Raw genomic sequence first — 24,334 nt, forward strand, 5'->3', positions numbered from 1 at the left:
CCATGTCCCAGACGCCGAAGATCATCTACACCCTCACGGACGAAGCCCCATTCCTCGCCACGCAGTCGCTGCTGCCGATCGTTACCGCGTTCGTCGGCACCGCGGGCATCAAGGTGGAGACGCGCGACATCTCGCTGGCCGCGCGCATCGTCGCGCTGTTTCCCGAGGCATTGCAGGAAAGCCAGCGCGTGCCCGACGACCTCGCCGAGCTGGGCCGCCTGGCCACCATGCCGGAGGCGAACATCATCAAGCTGCCGAACGTCAGCGCCTCGATGCCGCAGCTGAAGGCGGCGATCAGGGAGCTGCAGGGTCAGGGCTACGCACTGCCCGATTACCCGGATGCGCCGAAGGACGCGCACGAGAAGGACGTCAAGGCGCGCTACGACAAGGTGAAGGGCAGCGCGGTGAACCCGGTGCTGCGCGAGGGCAATTCCGACCGTCGCGCACCGGCCTCGGTGAAGAACTACGCGCGCAAGCATCCGCACAAGATGGGCGCGTGGAGCCGCGATTCGAAAACCCACGTGGCGCACATGGACGGCGGCGATTTCTACGGCAGCGAAAAGTCCGCCTTGATCGACAAGGCCGGCAACGTCAGCATCGAATGGTTCGGCAAGGACGGCAGCCACGCCGTGCTGAAACCGAAGACCGCGCTGCTGGCCGGCGAGATCATCGACGCTGCGGTGATGTCGCGCCGCGCGCTGGCCGCCTTCATCGACGCGCAGATCGAGGACGCAAAGAGGCAGGGCGTGCTGTTCTCGCTGCACCTGAAGGCCACCATGATGAAGGTGTCCGACCCGATCATGTTCGGCGTAGCGGTCGGCGAGTTCTACAAGGACGTGCTGGTGAAGCACGCCGATGCGCTGAAGCAGGCCGGCTTCAACCCGAACAACGGCATCGGCGACCTGTACGCGCGCCTGGGCACGCTGCCGGAGGCGACGCAGGCGGCGATCAAGGCCGACCTCGACGCCGAGTACGCCAAGCGCCCGCCGCTGGCGATGGTCAATTCCGACAAGGGCATCACCAACCTGCACGTACCCAGCGACGTGATCGTCGACGCCTCGATGCCGGCGATGATCCGCGACTCCGGCAAGATGTGGAATGCGCAGGGCCAACTGCAGGACGTCAAGGCGGTGATCCCCGACCGCAGCTACGCCGGCGTGTACCAGGCGGTGATCGAGGATTGCAAGGCGCACGGCGCGTTCGACCCGGCGACGATGGGCAGCGTGCCCAACGTGGGCCTGATGGCGCAGGCAGCCGAGGAATACGGCTCGCACGACAAGACCTTCCAGATCGCCGGCGACGGCGTGGTGAAGGTGCTCGACGAGGCCGGCAGCGTGCTGCTGCAGCACGAGGTGGAAGCCGGCGACATCTGGCGCATGTGCCAGGCCAAGGACGCGCCGGTGCAGGACTGGGTGAAGCTGGCGGTGAGCCGCGCGCGGCACACGCCGGCGGTGTTCTGGCTCGATCCGGCCCGTGCGCACGACCGCCAGGTGATCGCCAAGGTCGAGCGCTGCCTGAAGGACTACGACACCAGCGGGCTGGACATCCGCATCATGGATCCGGTGGCCGCCACCCGGTTCTCGCTGGAGCGCATCCGCCAGGGCCTGGACACCATCTCGGTCACCGGCAACGTGCTGCGCGATTACCTCACCGACCTGTTCCCGATCATGGAGCTTGGCACCAGCGCCAAGATGCTGTCGATCGTGCCGCTGATGGCCGGCGGCGGCCTGTTCGAGACCGGCGCCGGCGGCAGTGCGCCCAAGCACGTGCAGCAGTTCCTCGAAGAGGACTACCTGCGCTGGGATTCGCTCGGCGAGTTCCTCGCGCTGGCCGCATCGCTGGAGTTCGAGGCCGGCCGCCAAGGCAGCGCCGAGGTGGACGTGCTGGCCAAGACGCTGGACCAGGCCAACGGCAAGTTCCTCGACACCGACAAGTCGCCCTCGCGCAAGCTCGGCGGCATCGACAACCGCGGCAGCCACTTCTACCTCGCGTTGTACTGGGCGCAGGCGCTGGCTTCGCAGGACGTGAATCCGGCACTGAAGGCAAAGTTCGCGCCGCTGGCCAAGGCGCTGACCGAGCACGAGGCGGCCATCGTCGACGAACTCAACCGCGTGCAGGGTAAGCCAGTGGACATCGGCGGCTACTACCATCCCGACTTTGCGCGGGTGAGCGCGGCGATGCGGCCCAGCGCTACGTTCAACGCGGCGCTGGCCAAGCTGTTGGCGTGAGGCGCTGAGCGTTGACTGTGTGACGGGGCGCCGTGCGGCGCCCCGTTTTTTTTCCGCCGCCAGCCACCTGCCGCTCAGCCTCACCTTGCGACAATGGCCGCCTTCAAAACCGGAGTCTGCCGTGATGCGCCTGCTGCCCCTGGCTTTCCTGCTCGTGTCGGGCGTGCTGGCGCCGGCGTGCGTGCCCGCGGCACCTGCGCAGGTGCCGGCGACGGCCGGCACCGCCGCGCGGCCGTCGCCGCAGGACGTGGCCGATCTGCCGGTAGTGGTGGTCAGCGGCGTGGTGCCCGGGCCGGGCTTGTGGAAGGTGAGCAAGGGCGGCCACGTGATGTGGGTGCTCGGCACGCTGTCGCCGCTGCCGCGCGCGATGCAGTGGCAGTCGCGCGAGGTGGAAGAGGCGGTCGCCGCCTCGCAGCAGGTGCTGCTGGAGCCCTCGGTACAGTTGAAGGCCGACGTCGGTTTCGTCGGCAAGCTGTTCCTGTTGCCCTCGGCCTACGGTGCGCGCAAGAACGACGATGGCGCCACCCTGCAGCAGGTGCTGCCGCCGCCGGTATACGCGCGCTGGCAGGTGCTGAAGCAGAAGTACCTGGGCGACGATCGTGGCGTCGAGCGCTGGCGGCCCTTGTTCGCGTCGCAGGAGCTGTACAGGAAGGCGCTGAAGGCGAACGGACTGAGCCGCTCCGGCGGCGTGCGGGCGAACATCGACGCCCTGGCCAAGCGCCATGGCGTGCCGGAACTGGCGACCGACTACCACGTGCTGATCGAGCATCCGCGCGCGGCGATCAAGGCGTTCAGGCAGGCGGCGCCGCGCGACGTGACCTGCTTCATCCGTACCCTGGACAGCATCGAGCACGACCTGCCGGCGATGACCGCGCGCGCGAACGCCTGGGCCACCGGCGACCTGCAGGCGCTGCGGGAACTGCCCGACAGCGATCGCCGCGATGCCTGCGTGGCGGCGATCGCCGGCGCCGGCTTTGCGCAGGCGCTGGGCCTGGCCGACGTGCCGGCGCAGCAGCGCGCCACCTGGCAGGCCGCCGCGCGCAAGGCGCTGCACGACAACGCGCAGAGCTTCGCGCTGCTGCCGATGGACGAGCTGCTGAAGCCGGACGGCTATCTCGCTGCCTTGCAGGCCGAGGGCTACCAGGTCGACGCGCCGGAGTGAGACCGTGTAGGAGCGCACCCTGTGCGCGATGCTTTCCGTCACGTGACGAAGAGCATCGCGCACAGGGTGCGCTCAAACGCTCAGGCGCTGGCCAGATCCAGTTGTGCGATCTCGCTGTCGCTCAGCTGCAGGGAGGTGGCGCCGAGCAGTTCGTGCAGCTGCTCCACGCTGGTGGCGCTGACGATCGGCGCGGTGAGGCCGGGGCGCGCGATCAGCCAGGCCAGTGCGACCTGCACCGGGGTGGCGCCATGTGCGGTGGCCACCGCGTCCAGCGCGGCCAGTACCTGCAGGCCGTGCGGGTTCAGGAACCGCTTCACCGCGCCGCCGCGTGCGCTACTCTTGGCCAAGTCGGCGCTGCTGCGGTACTTGCCGCTGAGGAAGCCGCTGGCCAGCGCGTAGTAGCTGATCACGCCGATATTCTCGCGGCGCACCAGCGGTTCCAGTTCCTGCTCGTAGCCGGTGCGGCTGACCAGGTTGTACTCCGGCTGCAGACTTTCGTAGCGCGGCAGGCCGTGCCGTTTCGACATGGCCAGCGCGTCGGCGAAGCGCGCCGCGCCGAAGTTGGAGGCGCCGATCACGCGCACCTTGCCGGCCTCGATCAGCCGGGCGAACGCGCCCAGGGTTTCTTCCATCGGCACGCTGGCGTCATCTTCATGCGCCTGGTACAGGTCGATGCAGTCGACCTGCAGACGCTTGAGCGAGCCGTCCACCGCCTGCTGGATGTTGACCGGCGACAGGCCCGGCTGCTCGGCCCACTTGGCGACCTTGGTCGAGATCACCACCCGCTCGCGCTTGCCGCTTTGCTTCAGCCACTTGCCGAGGATGGTTTCCGACTCGCCGCCGTGGTTGCCCGGCACCCAGGCGGAGTAGACGTCCGCGGTGTCGATCAGGTTGCCGCCGGCATCGACGAACGCGTCGAGCAGTTCGAACGAGCGCTTTTCGTCCGCGCTCCAGCCGAACACGTTGCCGCCGAAGGCGAGCGGGGCGATAGAGAGCGGTGAATTGCCGAGCGGGCGTGGTTGCATGGCATGCCTCTGGTGGCGGCGAACTTGGGGGTTGGCGCGCGAGCGGTCGTACGCCTTCCTCCAAGTGGCTGCATATCGGCGGCATTCAAGCCCGCGCGGCGCTCAACGCGGGGTCATGATCCGCGGCCACACGCTGGCGCAGCAGGCCAGCAGCCGGGTGGTCTTGATGGCAGGGTCGGTGCCGGCGGCGGTGCCGTCGGACGGGCTGGGTACGGGCTCCGGCTCCGGGCGCCAGTCCAGGTCGTCCTTGTGCAGCAGGTGGCCGTGCAGGAACAGCAGATCTTTCCACAGCGAGTGCATGGGGAAGCCTCCTGAAGGGAGTCCTGGGCTTGGGGAGTGCTCAAGATACGTGCGCGAAGGGCCGCCAAAAAGCGATATATTCGCAAGCCAGACTTGAGCGAAATTCAAGATGGGAAGACTACCGCTGGGGCTCTTGCAACAGTTCGTGCTGGTCGCCCGGCAGGGCAACCTGTCGCGCGCCGCGGCGCAGGCCAACCTCACCGTCAGCGCGCTGAGCCACCAGATGCGCCAGCTGGAGGAGCGCCTGGAACGGCGCCTGTTCGAGCGCGGCCCGCGCGGGGTGAAGCTGACCGCCGAGGGTTGCGTGCTGCTGGAAGCGGTCGGCACGCACTTCGACGGCATCGAGCATGCGCTGGCGGGGTATCGCACGCGCCACCACGACGCGCTCACGCTCAGCGCCAGCCCCGGCATCATGTCGAGCTGGCTGGTGCCGCGGCTGCCGCGGCTGGTCGCCGCGCATCCGGAGCTGGAACTCAGCCTGCAATCGGCTTCGACCCTGGTGGATTTCGAGCGCGAGCCGGTGGACGTCGCCCTGCGCTACGGCCGTGGCGAATGGGCCGGCCTGCACAGCGAGCGGCTGTTCGGCGAGTGGATCGCGCCGGTGGCTGCGCCGGCGTTGATCGCGCGGATGGGCGGCGCCGACCCGCGCGAGCTGTCGCGCTGGCCGCTGCTCGGCGAGCCGAGTCCGTCCCGGCGCTGGAGCGACTGGTTCGGCCGCAGCGGCGGCACGCCACCGGCACGTTACGTGGCGCAGTTCGACAGTCTCGACGCCTTGCGCCACGCCGCGCTGGAAGGCCTTGGCGTGGCGCTGGGGCGGATGGTGACCTCGAAGTCGCTGATCGACGCCGGCCGCCTGGAAGTGCTGGGCGACAACTACCTGGCAGTGGAGGAGGCCTACTGGCTGGTGTACCCGCCGCGCTCGCTGGAGCACCGCGGCCTGCAGCTGTTCCGCCAATGGCTGCTGGCCGAGGCGGACGACTACCGCCGGCAGATGTCGGCGTTCCGCCCCGACGACAAGCCGGTCGGCTGACGCGGTTCCGCAAAACGGCCAAACGCGTCATCATCGTGGGTCGTTGCCGAACGTCGGGAGTTGAATCATGAAATCACGCGCCGCCGTCGCTTGGGCCGCCGGCCAGCCGCTTACCATCGAGCAGGTCGACGTGGCCGGGCCGAAGGCCGGCGAGGTGCTGGTGCGCATCGTCGCCACCGGCGTCTGCCATACCGACGCGTTCACCCTGTCCGGCGCCGATCCGGAAGGGCAGTTCCCGGTGATCCTCGGCCACGAGGGCGGCGGCATCGTCGAGGAAGTGGGTGCGGGCGTCACCTCGCTCAGCGTCGGCGATCACGTGATTCCGCTCTATACGCCCGAGTGCGGCGAGTGCAAATTCTGCCGCTCGGGCAAGACCAACCTGTGCCAGAAGATCCGCACCACTCAGGGCCAGGGCCTGATGCCCGACGGCAGCTCGCGCTTCTCCTTGAATGGCAAGCCGCTGCTGCACTACATGGGCACCAGCACGTTCAGCGAATACACCGTGCTGCCGGAGATCTCGCTGGCGAAGATCAACCAGGCCGCGCCGCTGGAGAAGGTCTGCCTGCTCGGCTGCGGCATCACCACCGGCATCGGCGCGGTGTTGAACACGGCGAAGGTGGAACCCGGCGCCACGGTGGCGGTGTTCGGCCTGGGCGGCATCGGCCTGTCGGTGGTGCAGGGCGCGGTGATGGCGCAGGCCGGGCGCATCATCGCGATCGACCGCCACCCGGAAAAATTCGCGATGGCGAAGGCGCTGGGCGCCACCGACTGCATCAACGTCAACGATTATCCGGACACGCCGATCCAGCAGGTCATCGTCGAGCTCACCGACGGCGGCGTGGACTATTCGTTCGAGTGCATCGGCAACGTGCAGGTAATGCGCTCGGCGCTGGAGTGCTGCCACAAGGGCTGGGGCGAGTCGATCATCATCGGCGTGGCCGGCGCCGGGCAGGAGATCAGCACGCGGCCGTTCCAGCTGGTCACCGGACGGGTATGGCGTGGCTCGGCGTTCGGTGGTGTGAAGGGCCGCTCGCAGCTGCCCGGCTACGTCGAGCGCTACCTGGCCGGCGAGATCCGCATCGACGAGATGATCAGCCAGGTGCTGCCGCTGGAGCGCATCAACGAGGCGTTCGAACTGATGCACGGCGGCCAGGTGATCCGCTCGGTGATCCACTACTGACGTAGAATGCGCCCACGCCGCCGCCCCATCCTGCCGGCAGCGTCCATCGTCATTTATCTCCGCGCACACCATGCCCAAGGTTGTCCCATGAACCGCACCGCCATCCTCGTCAGCGGTGCCTTTTTCCTTGCCCGCTACCGCAAGGTCTACGGCGAGCGCGACGCCGGCGATGCGCGCGCGGTGGCGAAAACCGTGTTCGGCATGGCGCTGGAACACCTGAAGGCGCTCGACCGTCCGCGCGAGCAGCTGTACCGCATCTACTTCTACGACTGTCCGCCGCTGGAAAAGAACTTCGTCAAGCCGATCAGCGGCAGCAGCATCGACTTCGGCCGCACCGGCGCCGCCGCGTTCCGCCGCGAGCTGCACGACCAGCTGCGCCGCCAGCGCAAGATGGCGCTGCGGCTGGGCCGGTTGGCCGAACGCGGCGAATGGCAGTTGAAGCGCACGCCTACCAGCAGCTGCGCGAGGGCAGCCTGCGCTGGGACGACCTGCGCGACGAGCACTTCGAGCCGGACATGCACCAGGCCCAGGTGGATATGAAGATCGACATCGACATCGCTGCGCTGACCTACAAGAAGCTGGTCGATCAGATCATCCTGGTCGCCGGCGATGCGGATTTCATTCCGGCCGCGAAGCTGGCCCGCTACGAAGGCATCGATTTCATCCTCGACCCGATGTGGCAGGGCATCGCGCCGGACCTGCACGAACATATCGACGGCCTGCAATCGGTGTGCCCGCGGCCGTTTTGAGCCATCTACCCGGCCTGCACATGATTTTCGTGATATTGCGTCAAATCCGGACGGCCAGCGCGCCAGGGAGTCAACGATGAACCGCGGGATACGAGTGGCAAGGATGGGTACGGCGCGCCTGGTCGCGGTGCTGCTGGCTGCTTGCCTGGGCCTGCCCACGATGGCCGGAGCGCAGACGGCACGGGCCGCCTCGGCCGAGCCGGACCAGCCGGCGGACGAGCTGGTGCCGCCCACCAGCGCCAGCGACTTCACCGCCGCGCAGCTGGACAGCGTGCTGGCCGGCAGCTGGCGTTCGGCGGCGAACCGCGCCCGCGACGCGTATCGCCACCCCAAGGCCACCTTGCAGTTCTTCGGCGTGCGGCCGGATCGCACGGTGATCGAGATCACCCCCGGTGGCGGCTGGTACGCCGAGATCCTGGCGCCGCTGCTGCACGACAACGGCCACTACATCGCGGCGGAAAAGGCGCCCGCCGCCGACAGCGAAGCGCGCGACGACGACAGCGCGCTGCGCAAGAAATTCGCCGCCGACCCGGCGCACTACGGCAACGCCCGCATCGTGCCGTTCGACCCGAAGGCGCCGGTGCTCGGTGCGCCGGCCTCGGCCGACCTGGTGCTGACCTTCCGCAACGTGCACAACTGGGTCATGGCCGACACCGCGCCGGCGATGTTCAAGGCGTTCTACGCCGTGCTCAAGCCCGGCGGTGTGCTCGGCGTGGTCGACCACCGCGCCGCCGACGGCGCCTCGCTGGAAGCGGTGAAGTCCAGCGGCTACCTGCCCACCGGCTACGTGGTGAAGCTGGCCACCGAGGCGGGCTTCGCGCTGGACGAGAGCAGCGAGATCAACGCGAACCCGAAGGACACCAGGGATTACCCGAAGGGCGTGTGGACGTTGCCGCCCACCCTTGCGCTCGGCGAGCGGGACAAGGCGAAATACCAGGCGATCGGCGAGTCCGACCGGATGACCCTGCGCTTCGTCAGGCCCGCGGCGCCGGCGACCGCGTCGCGCTGAGCCGAAGCGCAGCATGCTGCTCGCGCTGAACAAGCCGTACGGCGTGCTGTGCCAATTCACCGACGAGCTCGGCCGCGCCACGCTGGCCGACTTCGTCATGCAAAAAGACGTCTATGCGGCTGGACGGCTGGACCAGGACAGCGAGGGCCTGCTGCTGCTGACCGACGACGGCCGCCTGGCGCACCGGCTCACCGACCCGCGCCACAAGCAGGCCAAGACCTACCTGGCGCAGGTCGAGGGCACCATCGACGAAGCCACGCTGCAGAGCCTACGCCGCGGCGTGGTGCTCAACGACGGCCCGACCCTGCCGGCCGAGGCCGCCTTCGCCGCCAAACCGGACTGGCTGTGGCCGCGCGACCCGCCGGTGCGCTTCCGCCAGTCCATCCCCACCAGCTGGCTCAGCCTGACCCTGCGCGAAGGCCGCAACCGCCAGGTGCGCCGGATGACCGCGGCGGTGGGCTTTCCCACCCTGCGCCTGATCCGCGTGCGCATCGGCGAGTACGCGCTGGATGGCCTGGCGCCCGGCGAGACCCGACACATCAGGTAGGGTCCCGCGGGCGGGTGATGCTCTTGCCGAATCCCGAATCCCGAATCCCGGCCCCGAAAGCATCGCCTGTCAGCGGGCTCCTACGGGGCTGCTGCGAGGTTGAAGAACGCCTCGGCGGTCGCGGCGCTGTTCGCCGCGGTGACTTCCGCACTTTCGCCGCGGTCGCGGGCGATTTCCTCGCAGATGTGCTTCAGGTACATCGGCTCGTTGCGCCGGTGACTGGGTGGCGGGCGCACCGTACGCGGCAGCAGGTAGGGCGCGTCGGTCTCGATCATCAGCCGGTTGGCCGGAATCGTGCGCACCAGTTCGCGCAGGTGGGTGCCGCGGCGTTCGTCGCAGATCCAGCCGGTGATGCCGATGTGGCAGTCCAGGTCGAGATAGTCGCGCAGCGCCTCGCCGGTGTCGGTGAAGCAGTGCACCACCGCGCCGGGCACCTGGTCGCGCCAGTGCCGCAGCAGCGCGACGAAGTCCGCATGCGCGTCGCGCTGGTGCAAGAACAGCGGCATCTGCAGGTCCGTCGCGATCTGCAGTTGCCGTTCAAATACGCGCAGCTGCACCTCGCGCGGCGAATAGTTGCGGTTGTAGTCGAGCCCGGTTTCGCCCACCGCGCGTACCGCCGGGTCCCGTGCCAGTTCGCGCAGCCGCGCATCGGCGGCGTCGTCGTAGTCGATCGCGTGGTGCGGATGCACGCCGGCGGTGGCGAACAGCGTGCCAGGGTGCGCCCTGGCCAGCGCCAGCGCGTGTTCGCTGCCCACGCGCGAGGCGCCGGTGACGACGATCCTCGTCACTCCCTGCACGCGGGCGCGCTGCAGCACGGCGTCGAGGTCGTGCTGAAACGATTCATGGGTAAGATTGGCGCCGATGTCGAGCAGTTGCATGGTGTTGCCGGTGGTCGAAAGCGGCATTGTCCCAGAGCCGGCCAGCGGTGCAAACGCGCGCTGGCCGCGGGCACGACGCGGCCTGCGATCCGGGTCATGCCGGGCGCGGCACCGGAAATTTTCCTAGGCCGCGGAAATCGTACGCGACGGCCACAGGCCTCACAATGAGCGTTTGTGCCGTCGCGATGGCTGCCAGCGGGATGCATTCACCTGCCGCCGGCCGGATGTGCTAACTATGCTGCGTGCCGTTTCGTCGCGGGGGGCGTCGACGGCTGTTCGCAGGTATCGAGCGGGGTGGAGGATGTCGGCAATGATCGAGCCGGCGGTTGGCGGGTCGGGTCGGGCCGTGGAGGACCGCGAAGCGGAAGTCTGCGCCTGGCTGGTCGCGCGCGGTCGTCTGAAAGAGGGCGACCTGGGCCGTGCCCGCCGCCTGCACGAGGAGTCGGCCGAGGGCACGCTGACCGCCCTGATGGCGCGGCTTGGGCTGGTTTCCGAGCGCGACCTGGCCGAGGCCTGGGCCGAGCTGCTGCAGGTGCCGCTGCTGGCCGCGCGCGACGCGCCGGAGCTGCCGCCGGCCGACCTCGATCTCTCGCTGCGCTTCCTCAAGCAGCAGCACGTGGTGCCGGTGCAGGACGGCGAGCACGGGCTGGCGCTGCTGGTGGCCGATCCGGCCGACCCGTATCCGCTGCAGGCGGTGGCACTGGCCGCCGGGCGGCCGGTGGCGCTGCGGGTGGGGTTGCGTTCGGAGATCGACGGGCTGATCGAGCGTTATTACGGCACGGGCCGTTCGGCGATGGGCACCATCGTGGAGAATCTCGACGGCAGCGCCGCAGAAGAGGACGACGTCGAGCACCTGCGCGACCTGGCGTCCGAGGCGCCGGTGATCCGGCTGGTGAACCTGATCCTGCAGCGCGCGGTGGAGCAACGCGCGTCGGACGTGCACATCGAGCCGTTCGAGAACCGGCTGAAGGTGCGCTACCGCATCGACGGCGTGCTGCACGAGGTGGAGGCGCCGCCGTCGTCGTCCACCGCCGCGGTGATCTCACGCGTGAAGATCATGGCGCGGCTGAACATCGCCGAGCGCCGCCTGCCGCAGGACGGCCGCATCCAGCTGCGCGTGCAGGGCAAGGAGCTCGACCTGCGCGTGTCCACCGTGCCGACCAGCTTCGGCGAGTCGGTGGTGATGCGCATCCTCGACCGCGAGTCGGTGGTGTTCGACTTCGCCTCGCTCGGCTTCACCGACCGCTTTCAGCAGCGCTTCGTCGACGTGCTGGAACGCCCGCACGGCATCCTGCTGGTGACCGGCCCCACCGGTTCGGGCAAGACCACCACGCTGTACACCGCGCTGTCGCGGATCAACACCAACGACGTGAAGATCATCACCGTCGAGGACCCGGTCGAGTACCAGCTCGAAGGCATCAACCAGATCCAGGTGAAACCGCAGATCGGGCTGGATTTCTCCGGCGCGCTGCGTTCGATCATGCGCCAGGACCCGGACGTGATCATGATCGGCGAGATGCGCGACCTGGAGACCTGCCGCATCGCGATTCAGTCCGCGCTCACCGGCCACCTGGTGCTGTCCACGCTGCACACCAACTCGGCCGCCGGCGGCATCACCCGTCTGCTCGACATGGGCGTGGAGGACTATCTGCTCGGCTCCACCATCAACGGCATCCTGGCGCAGCGGCTGGTGCGCCGGCTCGACCCGGAAACCGCGATGCCGTACGACGCGCTGCCGGAGGTGATCGAGCAGTTCGAGCTGCACAAATACACCGACGAGCGGCCGATCCGGCTGTGGAAACCGGGCAGCAACGCGGCCAACCCCAGCGGCTACCGCGGCCGCCGCGCGATCATGGAGTTCCTCACCATGAGCGATCCGCTGCGCCGGCTGGTGATGCAGCGAGCCAGCGAGGGCGACATCGAGCGACAGGCGCGCAGCGAGGGCATGCGCACCATGTACGAGGACGGCATCGCCAAGGCCGTGGCCGGCATCACCACGCTGGAGGAGGTGCTGCGTGTCACGCAGGAAGGCTGAATTGAAGGCCGGGATACGCCTGAAGGCCGGGATTCGGGATTCGGCATTCGGGATTGGTAGAAGCAAGAGCGGATACGACGGCCCGGCGCGTACCTGCTTTTGCGAATCCCGAATCCCGAATCCCGAATCCCGGCTCACGGGGCATGCCCAGTGAGCCAATACCGCTACAAGGCCGTCAACGAATCCGGCGAAGTCCTGCAAGGCCGGATGGAGGCGGCCAGCGTGGAGGAGGTGATTGGTCGCCTGCAGGACCAGGGTCACACGCCGCTGGAAGCGCAGCCGGCTGACGGCGCCGGCGGCGGCAGCGGGCTGGCCGCGCTGTTTCGGCGTGGCCCGTTCAGCGGCGACCAGCTGGCCCAGTTCACCCATCAGCTGGCCACCCTGCTCGGCGCCGGCCAGCCGCTGGACCGCGCGCTCGGTATCCTGCTGGAACTGCCAGAGGGCGAGAGCGCGAAGAAACTGGTCGAGCGTGTGCGCGACCGCGTGCGCGGCGGCAACAGCCTGTCCTCGGCGCTGGACGAGGAACACGGCGTGTTCCCCAAGCTGTACGTCAGCCTGGTGCGTGCCGGCGAGGCGGGCGGTTCACTGGAAGAAACGCTGCGCCGGCTGGCCGATTACCTGGAGCGCGCGCAGCAGCTGCGCGGCAGCATCGTCAATGCGCTGATCTACCCGGCGTTCCTGCTGGTCGGCGTGCTCGGTTCGCTGGTGCTGCTGCTGGCCTATGTGGTGCCGCAGTTCGTGCCGATCTTCGAGGACATGCAGGTACCGGTGCCGTGGATCACCGCCGCGGTGCTGGCGCTGGGCAACGCGCTGCAGGCGTGGTGGTGGCTGATCGTGCTGCTGCTCGGCGGCGGCCTAGCCGCCTGGCGCGCGCGGCTGCGCGAACCGGCGGCGCGGCTGGCCTGGCACGCCCGCCTGCTGCGGCTGCGCGTGGTCGGTCCGCTGCTGCTGAAGGTGGAAACCGCGCGCATCGCGCGCACGCTGGGCACCTTGCTGAAGAACGGCGTACCGTTGCTCAGCGCATTGACCATCGCGCGCCAGGTCACCGGCAACCGCGCGCTGGACGCGGCGCTGGACGCGGCGCACGAGCAGGTCAAGGGCGGCGCGGGCCTGAGCCTGGCGCTGGGCCAGTCGAAACTGTTCCCGCGCCTGGCCATGCAGATGGTGCAGGTGGGCGAGGAGGCCGGCCAGCTCGACACCATGCTGCTGAAGGTCGCCGACACCTTCGAGCTCGAATCCAGACGCGCGATCGACCGCCTGCTGGCGGCACTGGTGCCCGCGCTGACCATCGTGATGACCGTACTGGTGGCGATCATCATGGCCGCGATCCTGCTGCCGCTTTTGAGTCTGACCAGCAATATTCAATGAAACGTGGAGACATTTATGGCTGAACGTGCAATGGAATTCGGGATACGGGATACGGGATTCGGCAAGGCGCGCCAGCGCCTGCCGTCCGCTTTTACGAATCCCGTGTCCCGTATCCCGAATCCCGGGCGCGCTTCGCGCGCCAGCGGCTTCACCCTGCTCGAGATGCTCGCGGTGATCGTGCTGATCGGCATCATCGGCGCGGTGGTGGTGACCCAGGTCGGCAAGAACGTCGACAAGGGCAAGTACGGCGCGGGCAAGGCGCAGCTGATGACGCTGAACCAGAAGATCGAGAACTACGCGCTGGACAACGGCGCGCCGCCGCAACAGCTGGAAGGGCTGGTGACCAAGCCGGCGAACGCATCGAACTGGCAGGGCCCGTACGCGAAGGAGTCCGACCTGAGGGACCCGTGGGGCCATGATTTCGGCTACCAGTACCCGGGCCAGCATGGCAGCTTCGACCTGGTCTTCTACGGCCAGGACGGCAAATCCGGCGGCGACGGCTACAGCAAGGACGTCGGGAACTGGCAATGAAGCAGGGAATCGGGAATCGGGAATCGGGAATGGGCAAAGCAGCCCCCGCGAACTTGCGGGAGCCCGGCTTGCCTATTCCCTATTCCCGATTCCCGATTCCCGGGCGCGGCGGCGGCCGCGCCGCCGGCTTCACTCTGCTGGAAATGCTCGCGGTGATCCTGCTGGTCGGCATTGCCGCGGCGGCGGTATCGGTTTCGGTGAGCCAGGGGCTGGCCAGCGCGCGGGTGCGCGCGGCCAGCAGCGAGCTGGCCGGCGCGTTGCGCGCGACCCGTGCGCAGGCAATCGTGCGCGGCGAGGAGCAGCACTTCGACCTGGACACCCGCGCCAACAGCTACGACGGCGCGAAGCGTCAGGACGTACGCCTGCCCAGCGGCCTGCGCGTGAGCATCACCAGCGCGAAGGAAGACCAGCCGAACGACCACACCGGACGCATCCGCTTCTTCCCCGATGGCAGCTCCACCGGCGGGCGCATTACGCTGAAGAGCGGCCGGCGCGAGTGGCACGTCAACGTGGCGTGGCTGACCGGCGAAGTGCGCGTGGTCGATGCGGTGGCGCGGCGATGAGAGCCGGGATTCGGGATACGGGATTCGGGATTCGGCAAGGCGCGCCAGCGCCAGCCGTCCGCTTTCCCGAATCCCGAATCCCGTATCCCGAATCCCGCCAGCAGGGCTTCTCCCTGCTGGAAGTCATCGCCGCGATCATGCTGCTGGCGATTGCGTTCACCGCGCTGATGAAGGTGGCGGGCGCGTCGATCGGGCTGAGCCACAACGCGGCCGCGTACAGCGAGGTGGCGATGCGCGCGCGCAGCCTGCTCGACGGCGCGTTCGTGGGCGAGCCGGTCAGGCCGGGCAGCCGCTCGGGCCGCTTCAACCCGCAGTACCGCTGGCAGCTCGACGTGACGCCGTGGAGTCCGGGCGGGCCGGCGATGCCGGGCGAACCGCTGCAGCTGTATCAGCTGGACCTGACCGTGGCGTGGGGTTCGCCGGCGCATCCGCGCAGGGCGCACTTCCGCACGCTGCGGCTGGGCACGCCCAACCTTGCCGGCAACGCGCAGGCAGTCCGGTGAAACGCGCCGCGGGTTTCACCCTGCTGGAGGTGCTGGCCGCACTGGCGCTGCTGGCGCTGCTGCTGGTCGGGGTATACGCGGGCATCCGCACCGCCAGCCACAGCGTGCGCTCGGGCACCGCGGCGATCGAGCGGACCGACCAGGTGCGCTCGGCCCAGCAGTTCCTGCGCCGCGAGCTGGCGCAGAGCATGCTGCAGCCGATCGGCCGCAGCGACCGCGGCGAGCCGCTCTATTTCGAGGGCAGTGCGCGCGAGATGCGCTACGTGGCGCCGCTGCCCGGCTACCTCGGCAAGCTCGGCCCGCAGCTGCAGCGGCTGCAGCTGGTCGACGACGGCCACGGTGGCCTGCGGCTGGAGTTGAGCCTGGCCCTGCTGCCGCCGGACGGCCAGCCGCCGCAGCCGCTGGGCGAGCCGCAGGTGCTGTTCGACCAGATCAAGGCCGGAGGCTTCAGCTATCGCGGCGTCGACCCGCAGGGCGCCGTGGTGCCATGGTCGCCGGCGTGGCCCGACGGCCGCCGGTTGCCGCAGCTGGTGCGGATCGAGCTGCAGGCGCCGGGCGTGGTGGCGTGGCCGCCGCTGGAGGTGCCGCTGCGGGCCAGTCCGCTGCAGGCAGGCATGTCGCCGATGCAGGTGCGCGGCGGGAGCATCCGGTGAAGCCTGCGCTGCCAGGGTTGCCGACCCGCCAGCGCGGGGTTGCCCTGCTGCTGGTGCTGTGGGCGTGCACCTTGCTGGCGATCCTGCTCGGCGGCTACGCCGCGCTGGCGCGCACCGAAGGCCTGCAGGCGCGCTACCAGTTCGCCCAGACCCAGGCGCATTACGCCGCCGAGGCCGGCCTGATGCGCGCGCTGTACGCTTTGCAGGATCCGCAACCGGCGCGGCGCTGGACCGGCGATGGCCGGCCGTATGCATTCGACTATGACCGCGCCAAAGTCGTCGTGCGCGCGATCGACGAGGGCGGCAAGGTCGATCTCAACGCCGGCTCGCCTGAGGTGCTGCGCGGCCTGTTCCAGGCGGCCGGGCTGAACGCGACCGAGGCGCAGGCGCTGGCCGGGCACGTGCTGGACTGGCGCAACCCGACCGTGCTCGAGGGAGACGCGGCCAGCCAGCGCGCAGCGTACAAGGCGGCCGGCCGCGATTACGGCCCGCGCGGCGGCCCGTTCGCCAGCATCGAGGAGCTGCAGATGGTGCTCGGCATGACGCCCGCGCTGTATCGGCAGGTGGCGCCGGCGGTGACGATCTGGGCCGGCACCGCCAGCCCGGACCCGAACACCGCGCCGCCGCTGGCGCTGGCCGCGATCCCCGGGATGACGCCGGCGCAGCTGGAGCAGATCCGCGCCGCACGGCAGCGCAACGCGGCCGACCCGCGGCTGGTCCTGAACAACGGAACCACGCATAGTATTCGTTCGGAGGCCACCTTGGCCGACGGCACGCGCGCAATCCTGCGCGCCACGATTCGCCTGCAGGCGGGGCAGGCGCAACCGTACCTGGTGCTGCGCTGGCAGGAAGGGGAGGCGGAATGAATACGGCAACGCCGTCACTGCGGCCGTGGGTGGAGCGTGTACGCCGGGGCTGGCGCGCCTCGCCGTTGCCGGGCTTCCTCGGCTGGTGGGGCGGCGAGCTGCGCGAGCTGCTGCCGCCGCGCTGGCGCGGCTGGTTCGGCAGCGGCGCCGACTGGCACCTGCTGCAGCACGCGGATGCGCAGTGGACCCTGCGTCGCAGCGGCCACGCCGAGGTGCTGGCGCGCTGGGAAGACGGCGCCATGATGGCCGCCGACGGTGTGCACGTGGCGCCGGCCGCACTGGACGACGCGCTCGGCCGGGTGGACCGCGAGGACCTGCGGCTGGCGCTGCTGCTGCCGCCGGCGCTGGCGCTGCGGCGCACGCTGACACTGCCGCTGGCCGCGCGCGACAACCTGCTGCAGGTGGCTGGCTTCGAGGTCGACCGGCAGACCCCGTTCCAGCTGGCGCAGGTGTACTACGCCGTGCGCGAGCCGGTCACGCCGGCGCCGCCGGGGCGCTTCAGCGCCGAGCTGGTGGTGGCCACCCGCGACACGCTGGACCCGCTGCTGGCGCGCCTGCGCGCGCAGGGTATCGAGGTCGACGCGGTGGATCTGACGCTCGGCAATGGTCGTCTCGGCGCCAACCTGCTGCCGCCGCAGCAGGTGCCGCGCCGCCCGCGCCCGCGCCGCCGGCTGAACCTGATGCTGGCCGCGGCCTGCGTGCTGCTGGCGCTGCTGGTGCTGGGCGAGTGGCTGCACAACCGGCAGCTGGCGCTGGCGCAGATGCAGGCCGAGGTCGCGGCGATGCGCGGCGAGGCGCAGCAGGTGGCCGCGCTGCGCCAGCAGCTGCAGGACAACGCCGGCGCCGCCGGCTTCCTGGCCCGGCGCAAGCACGACACGGTAGCCATGCTCGGCCTGCTGCAGGAAGCCACCGAACGCCTGCCCGACAGCACCTGGCTGGAGCGCTTCAGCGTCGACAACACCGGCCAGGTCGGCTTCCAGGGGCAGAGCCAGCAGGCCGCCAAGCTGCTCGATGTGTTGAAGGATTCGAAGCTGATCATCGATGCCAGTTTCCAGGGCAGCATCCAGCCCGACCCGACCACCGGCAAGGAACGTTTCTACCTGACCGCGCGCGTGAACCAGCCGAAGCCGCCGGCGGCCAAGCCGACTCCCGGCGGGAGCGCGCCATGAAACTGACCGCCATGAGTCCGCGCGACAGCCGCATCGCGGCGATCGTCCTGCTGCTGCTGGCGGTGGGGCTGGCCTACTTCGTGCTGCTGCACTGGTGGTTCGTGGTGCCGCTGCGGCAGATCAGCGGCGACATGGCCGACCTGCGCGACACGCACAGCCGCTACACCGCGGCGATCGCCGAGAAGCCCGAGCTGCAGCAGCGCCTCGCCGCGCTCGGTGCCGGCCAGGCGGCCAGCAGCGCGTTCCTCGCCGCCGACGATCCCAACACCGCCGCCGGCGACCTGATGCAGCGCGTGATCGACGTGGTCGCCGCCAACGCCGGCGGCAACCGCTGCACGGTGAGCCAGAAGATGCCGCTGCCGAGCCCCCCCGCCTCGCCCGGCGAGCCGTACCGCAAGGCGGCGGTGAGCATCAGCCTGAACTGCGACATGGAACCACTGGCGGCCGTGCTGCAGGCGCTGGAGCAGGGCACACCGTACCTGTTCATCGACGACCTCAGCATCTACCGCAACCCGGTGGTTGCGCAACAGGACAGCTCGGCGGGGCTGGAAGTGCAGTTCAGCCTGTCCGGCTACGTGCGCCCGAGCCGTGCCGCGCCGGCAGCGGCGGAGCGTGCACCCGACGATGCGGGAGTCGGGCCATGAACGCCGCCAGCCAGCGTCAGCTGACCCCGTGGCTGGTCGCCCTCGTGCTGTTGCTGGGCGCCGTGCTGCTGTTGCTGCTGGCCGGTCTCGGCCGCGGCGTGCGCTGGGATGCGCCGCGCCAGCCGCCGCCATTGCCGCCGACTGGCCGCCAGGCTGAGCTGCCGACCCCGGTGCCGCTGCCGCAGTACGCGCAGGTCTGGCAGAAACCGCTGTTCAGCCCCGACCGCAAGCCGGCTGCCCGCGCCGATGGTGGCAGCAGCCTGGGCGACCTCGAACTGACCGGCATCCTGCTCACCCCGGGCCTGCGCATGGCCCTGCTGCAGGATCGCAACGGCGACCGCCAGGTGCGCCTGCGCGAAGGCGAGACGCTGCCCGACGGCAGCGTGAAGCTGGTCGAACTGCGCCCGCGTTCGGCGCTGTTCGACTCCCCGGCTGGGCGCACCGAACTGAAGCTGCCGGCCGGCGCGCCGATCGATGCGCCTCGCGCCGCGGCGGAAACACGCGACCAGCCGGCCGGTGCGGCGGCGATGCAGCTGGCGCCGGACGAAGGCAAGGAGGCGGCCGGGCGCAGCGGCTCCGGCCAGGGCACCATTGCGCCGCCGAGGCGCGCCGCCTCGCCGGCCGCGCCATCGTCCGCAGCGGCATCGGCCGCCGAGCGGCTGCGCAGGAACATCCAGCAACGTCGGGCCGGTCGTGCCGCCGCGGCTCACGAAGGAGAACACTGATCCATGTCCCGCATGCTCATCCAGCCTATCCTGCGTACCGCCGCGCTTGCCCTCGCGGTGGCCCTGGCCGCCTGCGCCAGCCTGCCGCCGCCGCATGACGACGGCGCGCTGCAGCGCGAGGCAATGGCCGGCACGCAGAACCCGGTGCCGGCGCCGCTGCCGTTGAACAACGAGGGCGGCAGCCGCGGCGCGAGCGCGGCGACCGCCGAGGTCAGCCACGGCAGCGGCCGCTTCATCCGGCCCGGCGCGCTGGCCACGCCGCGTCCGGTGGCGAGCGGCAACGGCGCGGTCACCTTCAACTTCGAGAACCAGCCGGTGCAGGCGGTGGTCAAGGCGATCCTCGGCGACCTGCTCAAGCAGAACTACACCATCGTGCCCGGCGTGCAGGGCAACATCTCGTTCGCCACCTCCGAACCGGTCGACGCCAGCCAGGCGCTGCCGATCCTGGAGACGCTGCTGTCGTGGACCGGCAACGCGCTGGTGCGTCGCGACGGCGGCTACGTGGTGATGCCGCAGAAGGATGCGGTGGCCGGCAACCTGGTGCCCAGCCTCGGCGCCAGTGCGCCTGCGGGCGGCCTGCAGGCGCGGCTGTTCCCGCTGCACTACATCTCCGCCACCGAGATGCAGAAGCTGATCAAGCCGTTCGCGCGGCCCGACGCCACCTTGCTGGTGGATCCGGCGCGCAACCTGCTGGTGATGTCCGGCACGCCGCAGGAACTGGCGAACTACCAGAGCATGGTGCGTACGTTCGACGTCGACTGGCTGCGCGGCATGTCGGTGGGCGTGTTCAACCTGCAGTACGCGAACGTCGGCGAGCTGATGCCGAAGCTGGACGCGATGTTCGGCGAGCATGGCAACACCCCGCTGGCCGGCATGCTGCGCTTCATCCCGATCGAGCGCACCAACGCGCTGGTGGTGATCAGCACCCAGAGCGACTACCTGCAGGAAGTCGGCGACTGGATCGCCCGCATCGACCGCGGCGGCGGCAACGAGCCGCAGCTGTTCGTCTACGACGTGCGCAACATCAAGGCGTCGGACCTGGCGAAGTACCTGGCGCAGATCTACGCCAACGGCGCCGGCAGCGGCGGTGACAACGGCGGCCAGGTCGGGCCGGGGCTGACCGGTGTCACCCTGGGCAGTGCCGAGAACGCCGGCGCGACCAGCATGGGCAGCACCGCCGGCGGTTTCGGCAACCCGGTCGACGCCTCGCGCGGTGGCGGCCAGGTCAACAGTGGCATGGGCAGCGGCGGCTTCGGCGCCACCGGTGGCGGCCGTGACAGTGGCGCCGCGGCCGGCCGCTTCGGCAGCAGCTCCGCCGGTTTTGGCGGCAACCCGGTCGGCGGCGGCAACGGTGCGGCCAGCGAGGCGCAGTACAGCTCCAGCGACGGCAGCGTGCGGATCAGCTCGGTCGACGGCAGCAACCAGCTGCTGGTGCGCGCGCGCCCGTCGCAGTGGGAGGAGATCAAGACGGCGATCAGCAAGCTCGACAACGTGCCGCTGCAGGTGCAGATCGAGACGCGCATCCTCGAGGTCAATCTCACCGGCGAGTTCCAGTTCGGCGTGCAGTGGTACCTGGAGGGGCTGACCGGCAGTACCGGCAGCACCTCGAACGGCACGTTCGTGCCGGGCCAGCCCTACCGCCACCGCCAGCTGGGCCTGGGCCAGGGCGGCAACGCGTTCGGTGGCGAGCCGTTCTTTTACTCTTTCCTCAACAGCGACCTGCAGGTCGCCGTGCGCGCGATGGAGACCAGCGGCAACACCAAGACGCTGTCGGCGCCGTCGATGGTGGTGATGAACAACCAGGTGGCCAGTATCGCGGTCGGCAACCAGATCCCGATCAACCAGACCAGCGTGAACACCGGCATCGGCACCACCACCAGCTACAGCCAGGTCAACTACCTGAGTACCGGCGTGATCCTCAACGTGCAGCCGCGGATCAATCCCGGCGGTCTGGTTTACATGAACATCAGCCAGGAAGTCAGCCAGGCCGACAAGTCGGTGCCGCTGGTCAACGGCAATCCGGCCATCTCGCAGCGCAAGCTGGCCACCCAGGTCGCCGTGCAGAGCGGTCAGACCGTGCTGCTCGGCGGCCTGATCCAGCAGGCCGAGGGCAATACCGACACCGGCATCCCGGGGCTCAACCGCGTGCCGGTGCTGGGTCGGCTGTTCGGCAGCACCAACCGCAGCCGCAACCGCACCGAGCTGATCGTGCTGATCACGCCGCGGGTGATCCGCGGCGGCGCGGACGCCAAGCAGATCACCGACGACTACCAGAGCAAGTTCGAGTCGCTGGAGCCGCTGCGCACGCCGGCCGGCGCCGGCACGAAGCCGTAGCGGGCGATCGCCCCGGCACGCTGCCGGGGCAGCCGTACGGCGGCGCCCGCTATCATCCGCGCGATGAGTGCGCCGCCTTCGTTCCCGATCACCCCGCTGCTGCCCGAGATCCGCGCATCGCTGGAAGCGGTGCCGCGACTGGTGCTGGAGGCGCCGCCGGGCGCCGGCAAGACCACCCAGGTGCCGCTGGCCCTGCTCGATGCGCCGTGGCTGGCCGGACAGAAGATCGTGATGCTGGAGCCACGCCGGATCGCCGCGCGCGCCGCCGCGCAGTTCATGGCGCAGCAGCTCGGCGAGGCGGTCGGGCAGACCGTCGGCTACCGCATCCGCTTCGAGTCGAAGGTGGGCGCGGCCACGCGCATCGAGGTGGTCACCGAGGGCATCCTCACCCGGCTGATCCAGCACGATCCGGAACTGGCCGGCATCGGCGCGATCGTGTTCGACGAGTTCCACGAACGCCACCTCGCCGGCGACCTCGGCGCCGCGCTGGCGCTGGAGGTGCAGGCCACGCTGCGGCCGCAGCTGCGCCTGCTGGTGATGTCGGCCACGCTGGACGGCGAGCGCATCGCACGCTGGCTGGACGCGCCGCGCCTCACCAGTCCCGGGCGCAGCTTCCCGGTGCGCATCGAGTATCCGCCGGCGCGCGCGCAGGAGACGCTCGAACACCAGCTCGCCCGCGTCGCGCGGCAGGCGCTGGAAGAGAACGACGGCGACGTGCTGGCGTTCCTGCCAGGGCGGCGCGAGATCGCGCGGGCGCAGGCGCTGCTGGCGCAGACACTCCCCTTTCCCTCCGGGGCCGCATCGCTTCACCGGGACAACGCCCACAAAGGGGCGCTGCTGGCGCAGACATTCCCCTCTCCCTTCGGGAGAGGGGTTGGGGGAGAGGGTACGGGCGGAGCGCGGCATCACGCTCCGTCCGAACCCTCATCCGCCCCTGACGGGGCACCTTCTCCCGAAGGGAGAAGGAACAGCATGGCTATCGACATCGTGCCGCTGCACGGCGAGCTGTCGCTGGCCGAGCAGCAAGCCGCGCTGGCGCCGGCTGAAGCGGGCACACGGCGCATCGTGCTGGCGACCAACGTGGCCGAGTCCAGCGTCACCCTGCCGGGCATCCGCGCGGTGGTCGACGGCGGGCTGGCGCGCGAGCCGCGCTTCCATCCGAACTCCGGCTTCACCCGGCTGGAAACCGTGGCCATTTCGCAGGCCTCAGCCGACCAGCGCGCCGGCCGCGCGGGGCGCGTGGCCGCGGGCACGGCGTACCGGCTGTGGCCGCAAAGCAGGCGACTCGACCCAGCGCGCAGCGCGGAGATCGCGCAGGCGGAACTGTCCGGCCTGGCGCTGGAACTGGCCGCCTGGGGTAGCGACGAGCTGCGCTGGCTGGACCCGCCACCGCCCGGCGCGCTGGCACAGGCGCGCGAGCTGCTGACGGATCTTGCTGCGCTGGACGCCGATGGCCGCATCACCGCGCTGGGCCGGCGCATGCTGGAACTCGGCGCCACGCCGCGGCTCGGTGCCGCCGCCCTGCGCGCGCCGCCGGAGCTGCGCGCACTGATCGCCGATCTGCTGGCCTTGATGGAGGCGCGTTCGCCGCTGCGCGGCAGGCAGGCGCGCAACGATGATTTCCGCGCACGGGTGGCTGTGCTGCACGCGTGGCGCGACCGCCGCGGCGGCCTGCCGCGCGGCGATGCTGACGGCGGCGCGCTGGCGGCGATCGAGCAGGCCAGCAAGGGCTGGCGTCGACGCCTGGAGCTGCGCAGCGCCGCCAGCGGCGGTCGCTCCAGCGCATCCTGCGCCCGCGACACTGGGTCATCCCTGACCGGCGCGCCGGACAGCCACGTGGTCGGCGACCTGCTGCTGCACGCCTTTCCCGACCGCATCGCGCGCCGCGACGAGGCCAACCCGCTGCGCTACACGCTGGCCAATGGCCGCGGCGCGCGCCTGCACGAGCACACCGCGCTGCTCGGCGAACCATGGCTGGTGGTGCTGGACCTGCGCCTGGAAGCGCGCGACAGCCTGGTGTTCGCCGCCGCGCCGTTCGACCCGCGCGTGCTGGAGCGCGACTTCCCGCTGCGCTTCACCCGCGAGCGCACGCTGCGCTGGAACGATGAGCGCGGCGCCGCCGAGGCGTTCGACGAGCGCCGCTTCGGCGCGATCGTGCTGGAGCGGCGCAGCGTGCCGGTGAAACCCGCCGATGCGCTGCCCGCATTGTTGGCCGCCGTGCGCGCACGGGGTCTCGATGTGCTGCCGTGGAGCGAGCATGCGCGGCGGCTGCGCGCACGCATGCAGGCGCTGCGCGCGTGGATGCCCGAGCTGGGCCTGCCCGATGTTTCCGATGCCGCCTTGCTGGCCTCGCTGGAGGGCTGGCTGGCGCCGTACCTCGAGGGCAGGCACCGCCTCGCTGCGCTCGCTGCGGAGGAACTGACGCAGGCGCTGGTCTCGCGGCTGGACCACGCGCAGCGCCGCACGCTCGACACGCAGGCGCCGGAAAGCCTGCAGGTGCCGAGCGGGCAGCAGCGCCGGCTGGAGTACAGCGAAGACCAGCCGCCGGTGCTGGCGGTGAAGCTGCAGGAACTGTTCGGCCTGGCCGACACGCCGTGCGTGGGCGGCGGGCGCATCCCGGTCACCCTGCACCTGCTGTCGCCCGCAGGCCGGCCGATCCAGGTGACCCAGGACCTGAAGGGCTTCTGGGAACGCACCTACCCGGAGGTGAAGAAGGAACTGAAGGGCCGCTACCCGCGCCACCCGTGGCCGGACGACCCGTGGACCGCCACGCCCACGCATCGCGCCAAGCCACGCGGGCGGCATTGACCCACCGATGAGCGTGGCGCATGCGGC

Annotated in this window: 23 protein-coding genes; 20 read left to right on the forward strand and 3 right to left on the reverse strand. The window is 70.1% G+C overall.

Translation table 11 applies throughout. The features are described from left to right. The first annotated feature begins 2 nt into the window (after nucleotides 1–2). Together LRK53_RS02675 and LRK53_RS02680 are read left to right on the forward strand one after the other, a co-directional pair. Complete coding sequence (locus tag LRK53_RS02675) at nucleotides 3–2,228, forward strand: NADP-dependent isocitrate dehydrogenase (protein WP_027493215.1); 2,226 nt, start codon at nucleotides 3–5, stop codon at nucleotides 2,226–2,228. Nucleotides 2,229–2,352: 124 nt separating this feature from the next. After that, nucleotides 2,353–3,390 carry a TraB/GumN family protein gene (locus LRK53_RS02680; protein WP_027493216.1) on the forward strand — a complete coding sequence of 346 codons (1,038 nt, stop codon included), beginning with the start codon at nucleotides 2,353–2,355 and terminating at the stop codon, nucleotides 3,388–3,390. A gap of 80 nt (nucleotides 3,391–3,470) precedes the next feature. Here the strand turns inward: LRK53_RS02680 and LRK53_RS02685 are convergent, their stop codons facing one another. Continuing rightward, nucleotides 3,471–4,415 (reverse strand): aldo/keto reductase, encoded by a 945-nt coding sequence (locus LRK53_RS02685; RefSeq protein ID WP_027493217.1) that lies wholly within the window; start codon nucleotides 4,413–4,415, stop codon nucleotides 3,471–3,473. 102 nt (nucleotides 4,416–4,517) lie between these two features. Further along, a complete protein-coding gene (locus tag LRK53_RS02690) occupies nucleotides 4,518–4,715 on the reverse strand; it encodes a hypothetical protein (RefSeq protein ID WP_027493218.1) in 198 nt (65 codons plus the stop codon). Between the two features lie 109 nt (nucleotides 4,716–4,824). Here LRK53_RS02690 and LRK53_RS02695 point away from each other — a divergent pair, with 109 nt between their 5' ends. The 6 genes from LRK53_RS02695 to LRK53_RS02720 all read left to right on the forward strand — a co-directional run bounded on the left by LRK53_RS02695 (nucleotide 4,825) and on the right by LRK53_RS02720 (nucleotide 9,230). Continuing rightward, nucleotides 4,825–5,745 carry a LysR substrate-binding domain-containing protein gene (locus tag LRK53_RS02695; protein ID WP_027493219.1) on the forward strand — a complete coding sequence of 307 codons (921 nt, stop codon included), beginning with the start codon at nucleotides 4,825–4,827 and terminating at the stop codon, nucleotides 5,743–5,745. Nucleotides 5,746–5,812: 67 nt separating this feature from the next. Then, nucleotides 5,813–6,925: an S-(hydroxymethyl)glutathione dehydrogenase/class III alcohol dehydrogenase gene (locus LRK53_RS02700; protein WP_027493220.1), complete on the forward strand. Its 1,113-nt coding sequence runs from the start codon at nucleotides 5,813–5,815 to the stop codon at nucleotides 6,923–6,925. 87 nt (nucleotides 6,926–7,012) lie between these two features. Next, nucleotides 7,013–7,465 carry a PIN domain-containing protein gene (locus LRK53_RS02705; protein ID WP_235642481.1) on the forward strand — a complete coding sequence of 151 codons (453 nt, stop codon included), beginning with the start codon at nucleotides 7,013–7,015 and terminating at the stop codon, nucleotides 7,463–7,465. Then, nucleotides 7,462–7,674 carry an NYN domain-containing protein gene (locus LRK53_RS02710; protein WP_235642643.1) on the forward strand — a complete coding sequence of 71 codons (213 nt, stop codon included), beginning with the start codon at nucleotides 7,462–7,464 and terminating at the stop codon, nucleotides 7,672–7,674. Before LRK53_RS02705 ends, LRK53_RS02710 begins: the two co-directional genes overlap by 4 nt. Before the next feature lie 103 nt (nucleotides 7,675–7,777). Further along, nucleotides 7,778–8,683 (forward strand): class I SAM-dependent methyltransferase, encoded by a 906-nt coding sequence (locus LRK53_RS02715; RefSeq protein ID WP_037090009.1) that lies wholly within the window; start codon nucleotides 7,778–7,780, stop codon nucleotides 8,681–8,683. Nucleotides 8,684–8,696: 13 nt separating this feature from the next. Next, a complete protein-coding gene (locus tag LRK53_RS02720) occupies nucleotides 8,697–9,230 on the forward strand; it encodes a pseudouridine synthase (protein WP_027493222.1) in 534 nt (177 codons plus the stop codon). Between the two features lie 80 nt (nucleotides 9,231–9,310). Here the strand turns inward: LRK53_RS02720 and LRK53_RS02725 are convergent, their stop codons facing one another. Then, entirely contained in the window at nucleotides 9,311–10,108 is a 798-nt protein-coding gene (locus tag LRK53_RS02725; RefSeq protein WP_027493223.1) for a TatD family hydrolase, read from the reverse strand. 301 nt (nucleotides 10,109–10,409) lie between these two features. On the opposite strand from LRK53_RS02725, the gene gspE reads away from it, so the two are divergent. The 12 genes from gspE (at nucleotide 10,410) to hrpB (ending at nucleotide 24,307) form a co-directional block, all read left to right on the forward strand. Next, a complete protein-coding gene (gspE, locus tag LRK53_RS02730; RefSeq protein ID WP_027493224.1) occupies nucleotides 10,410–12,143 on the forward strand; it encodes a type II secretion system ATPase GspE in 1,734 nt (577 codons plus the stop codon). A 150-nt stretch (nucleotides 12,144–12,293) separates the two neighbouring features. Beyond that, on the forward strand, nucleotides 12,294–13,511 hold the full coding sequence (gspF, locus tag LRK53_RS02735) for a type II secretion system inner membrane protein GspF (protein ID WP_027493225.1): 1,218 nt from the start codon (nucleotides 12,294–12,296) through the stop codon (nucleotides 13,509–13,511). A 162-nt stretch (nucleotides 13,512–13,673) separates the two neighbouring features. Then, nucleotides 13,674–14,042: a type II secretion system major pseudopilin GspG gene (gspG, locus tag LRK53_RS02740; RefSeq protein ID WP_037090014.1), complete on the forward strand. Its 369-nt coding sequence runs from the start codon at nucleotides 13,674–13,676 to the stop codon at nucleotides 14,040–14,042. A 95-nt stretch (nucleotides 14,043–14,137) separates the two neighbouring features. Further along, the gene (locus LRK53_RS02745; protein WP_037090016.1) at nucleotides 14,138–14,605 is read left to right on the forward strand and encodes a GspH/FimT family pseudopilin; all 468 of its coding nucleotides are present in this window, start codon (nucleotides 14,138–14,140) and stop codon (nucleotides 14,603–14,605) included. Continuing rightward, nucleotides 14,602–15,108, forward strand: coding sequence for a type IV pilus modification PilV family protein (locus tag LRK53_RS02750; protein WP_081666638.1), 507 nt, complete (start codon nucleotides 14,602–14,604; stop codon nucleotides 15,106–15,108). The genes LRK53_RS02745 and LRK53_RS02750 overlap by 4 nt, the downstream gene beginning before the upstream one ends. Beyond that, the gene (locus LRK53_RS02755) at nucleotides 15,105–15,761 is read left to right on the forward strand and encodes a prepilin-type N-terminal cleavage/methylation domain-containing protein (protein WP_027493229.1); all 657 of its coding nucleotides are present in this window, start codon (nucleotides 15,105–15,107) and stop codon (nucleotides 15,759–15,761) included. Before LRK53_RS02750 ends, LRK53_RS02755 begins: the two co-directional genes overlap by 4 nt. Beyond that, entirely contained in the window at nucleotides 15,758–16,627 is an 870-nt protein-coding gene (locus LRK53_RS02760) for a type II secretion system minor pseudopilin (protein WP_027493230.1), read from the forward strand. Before LRK53_RS02755 ends, LRK53_RS02760 begins: the two co-directional genes overlap by 4 nt. Beyond that, complete coding sequence (locus tag LRK53_RS02765; RefSeq protein WP_027493231.1) at nucleotides 16,624–17,796, forward strand: PilN domain-containing protein; 1,173 nt, start codon at nucleotides 16,624–16,626, stop codon at nucleotides 17,794–17,796. The genes LRK53_RS02760 and LRK53_RS02765 overlap by 4 nt, the downstream gene beginning before the upstream one ends. Further along, nucleotides 17,793–18,440 (forward strand): type II secretion system protein GspM, encoded by a 648-nt coding sequence (gspM, locus tag LRK53_RS02770; protein ID WP_235642482.1) that lies wholly within the window; start codon nucleotides 17,793–17,795, stop codon nucleotides 18,438–18,440. Before LRK53_RS02765 ends, gspM begins: the two co-directional genes overlap by 4 nt. Beyond that, entirely contained in the window at nucleotides 18,437–19,165 is a 729-nt protein-coding gene (locus tag LRK53_RS02775; RefSeq protein ID WP_027493233.1) for a general secretion pathway protein GspN, read from the forward strand. The genes gspM and LRK53_RS02775 overlap by 4 nt, the downstream gene beginning before the upstream one ends. A gap of 3 nt (nucleotides 19,166–19,168) precedes the next feature. Beyond that, nucleotides 19,169–21,499, forward strand: a complete 2,331-nt coding sequence (gene gspD, locus LRK53_RS02780) for a type II secretion system secretin GspD (RefSeq protein ID WP_027493234.1) — start codon at nucleotides 19,169–19,171, stop codon at nucleotides 21,497–21,499. A gap of 63 nt (nucleotides 21,500–21,562) precedes the next feature. Then, the gene (hrpB, locus tag LRK53_RS02785; protein ID WP_027493235.1) at nucleotides 21,563–24,307 is read left to right on the forward strand and encodes an ATP-dependent helicase HrpB; all 2,745 of its coding nucleotides are present in this window, start codon (nucleotides 21,563–21,565) and stop codon (nucleotides 24,305–24,307) included. The last annotated feature ends 27 nt before the right edge of the window (nucleotides 24,308–24,334 follow it).

Source organism: Rhodanobacter thiooxydans (genome assembly GCF_021545845.1).
Classification (GTDB): Bacteria; Pseudomonadota; Gammaproteobacteria; order Xanthomonadales; family Rhodanobacteraceae; genus Rhodanobacter.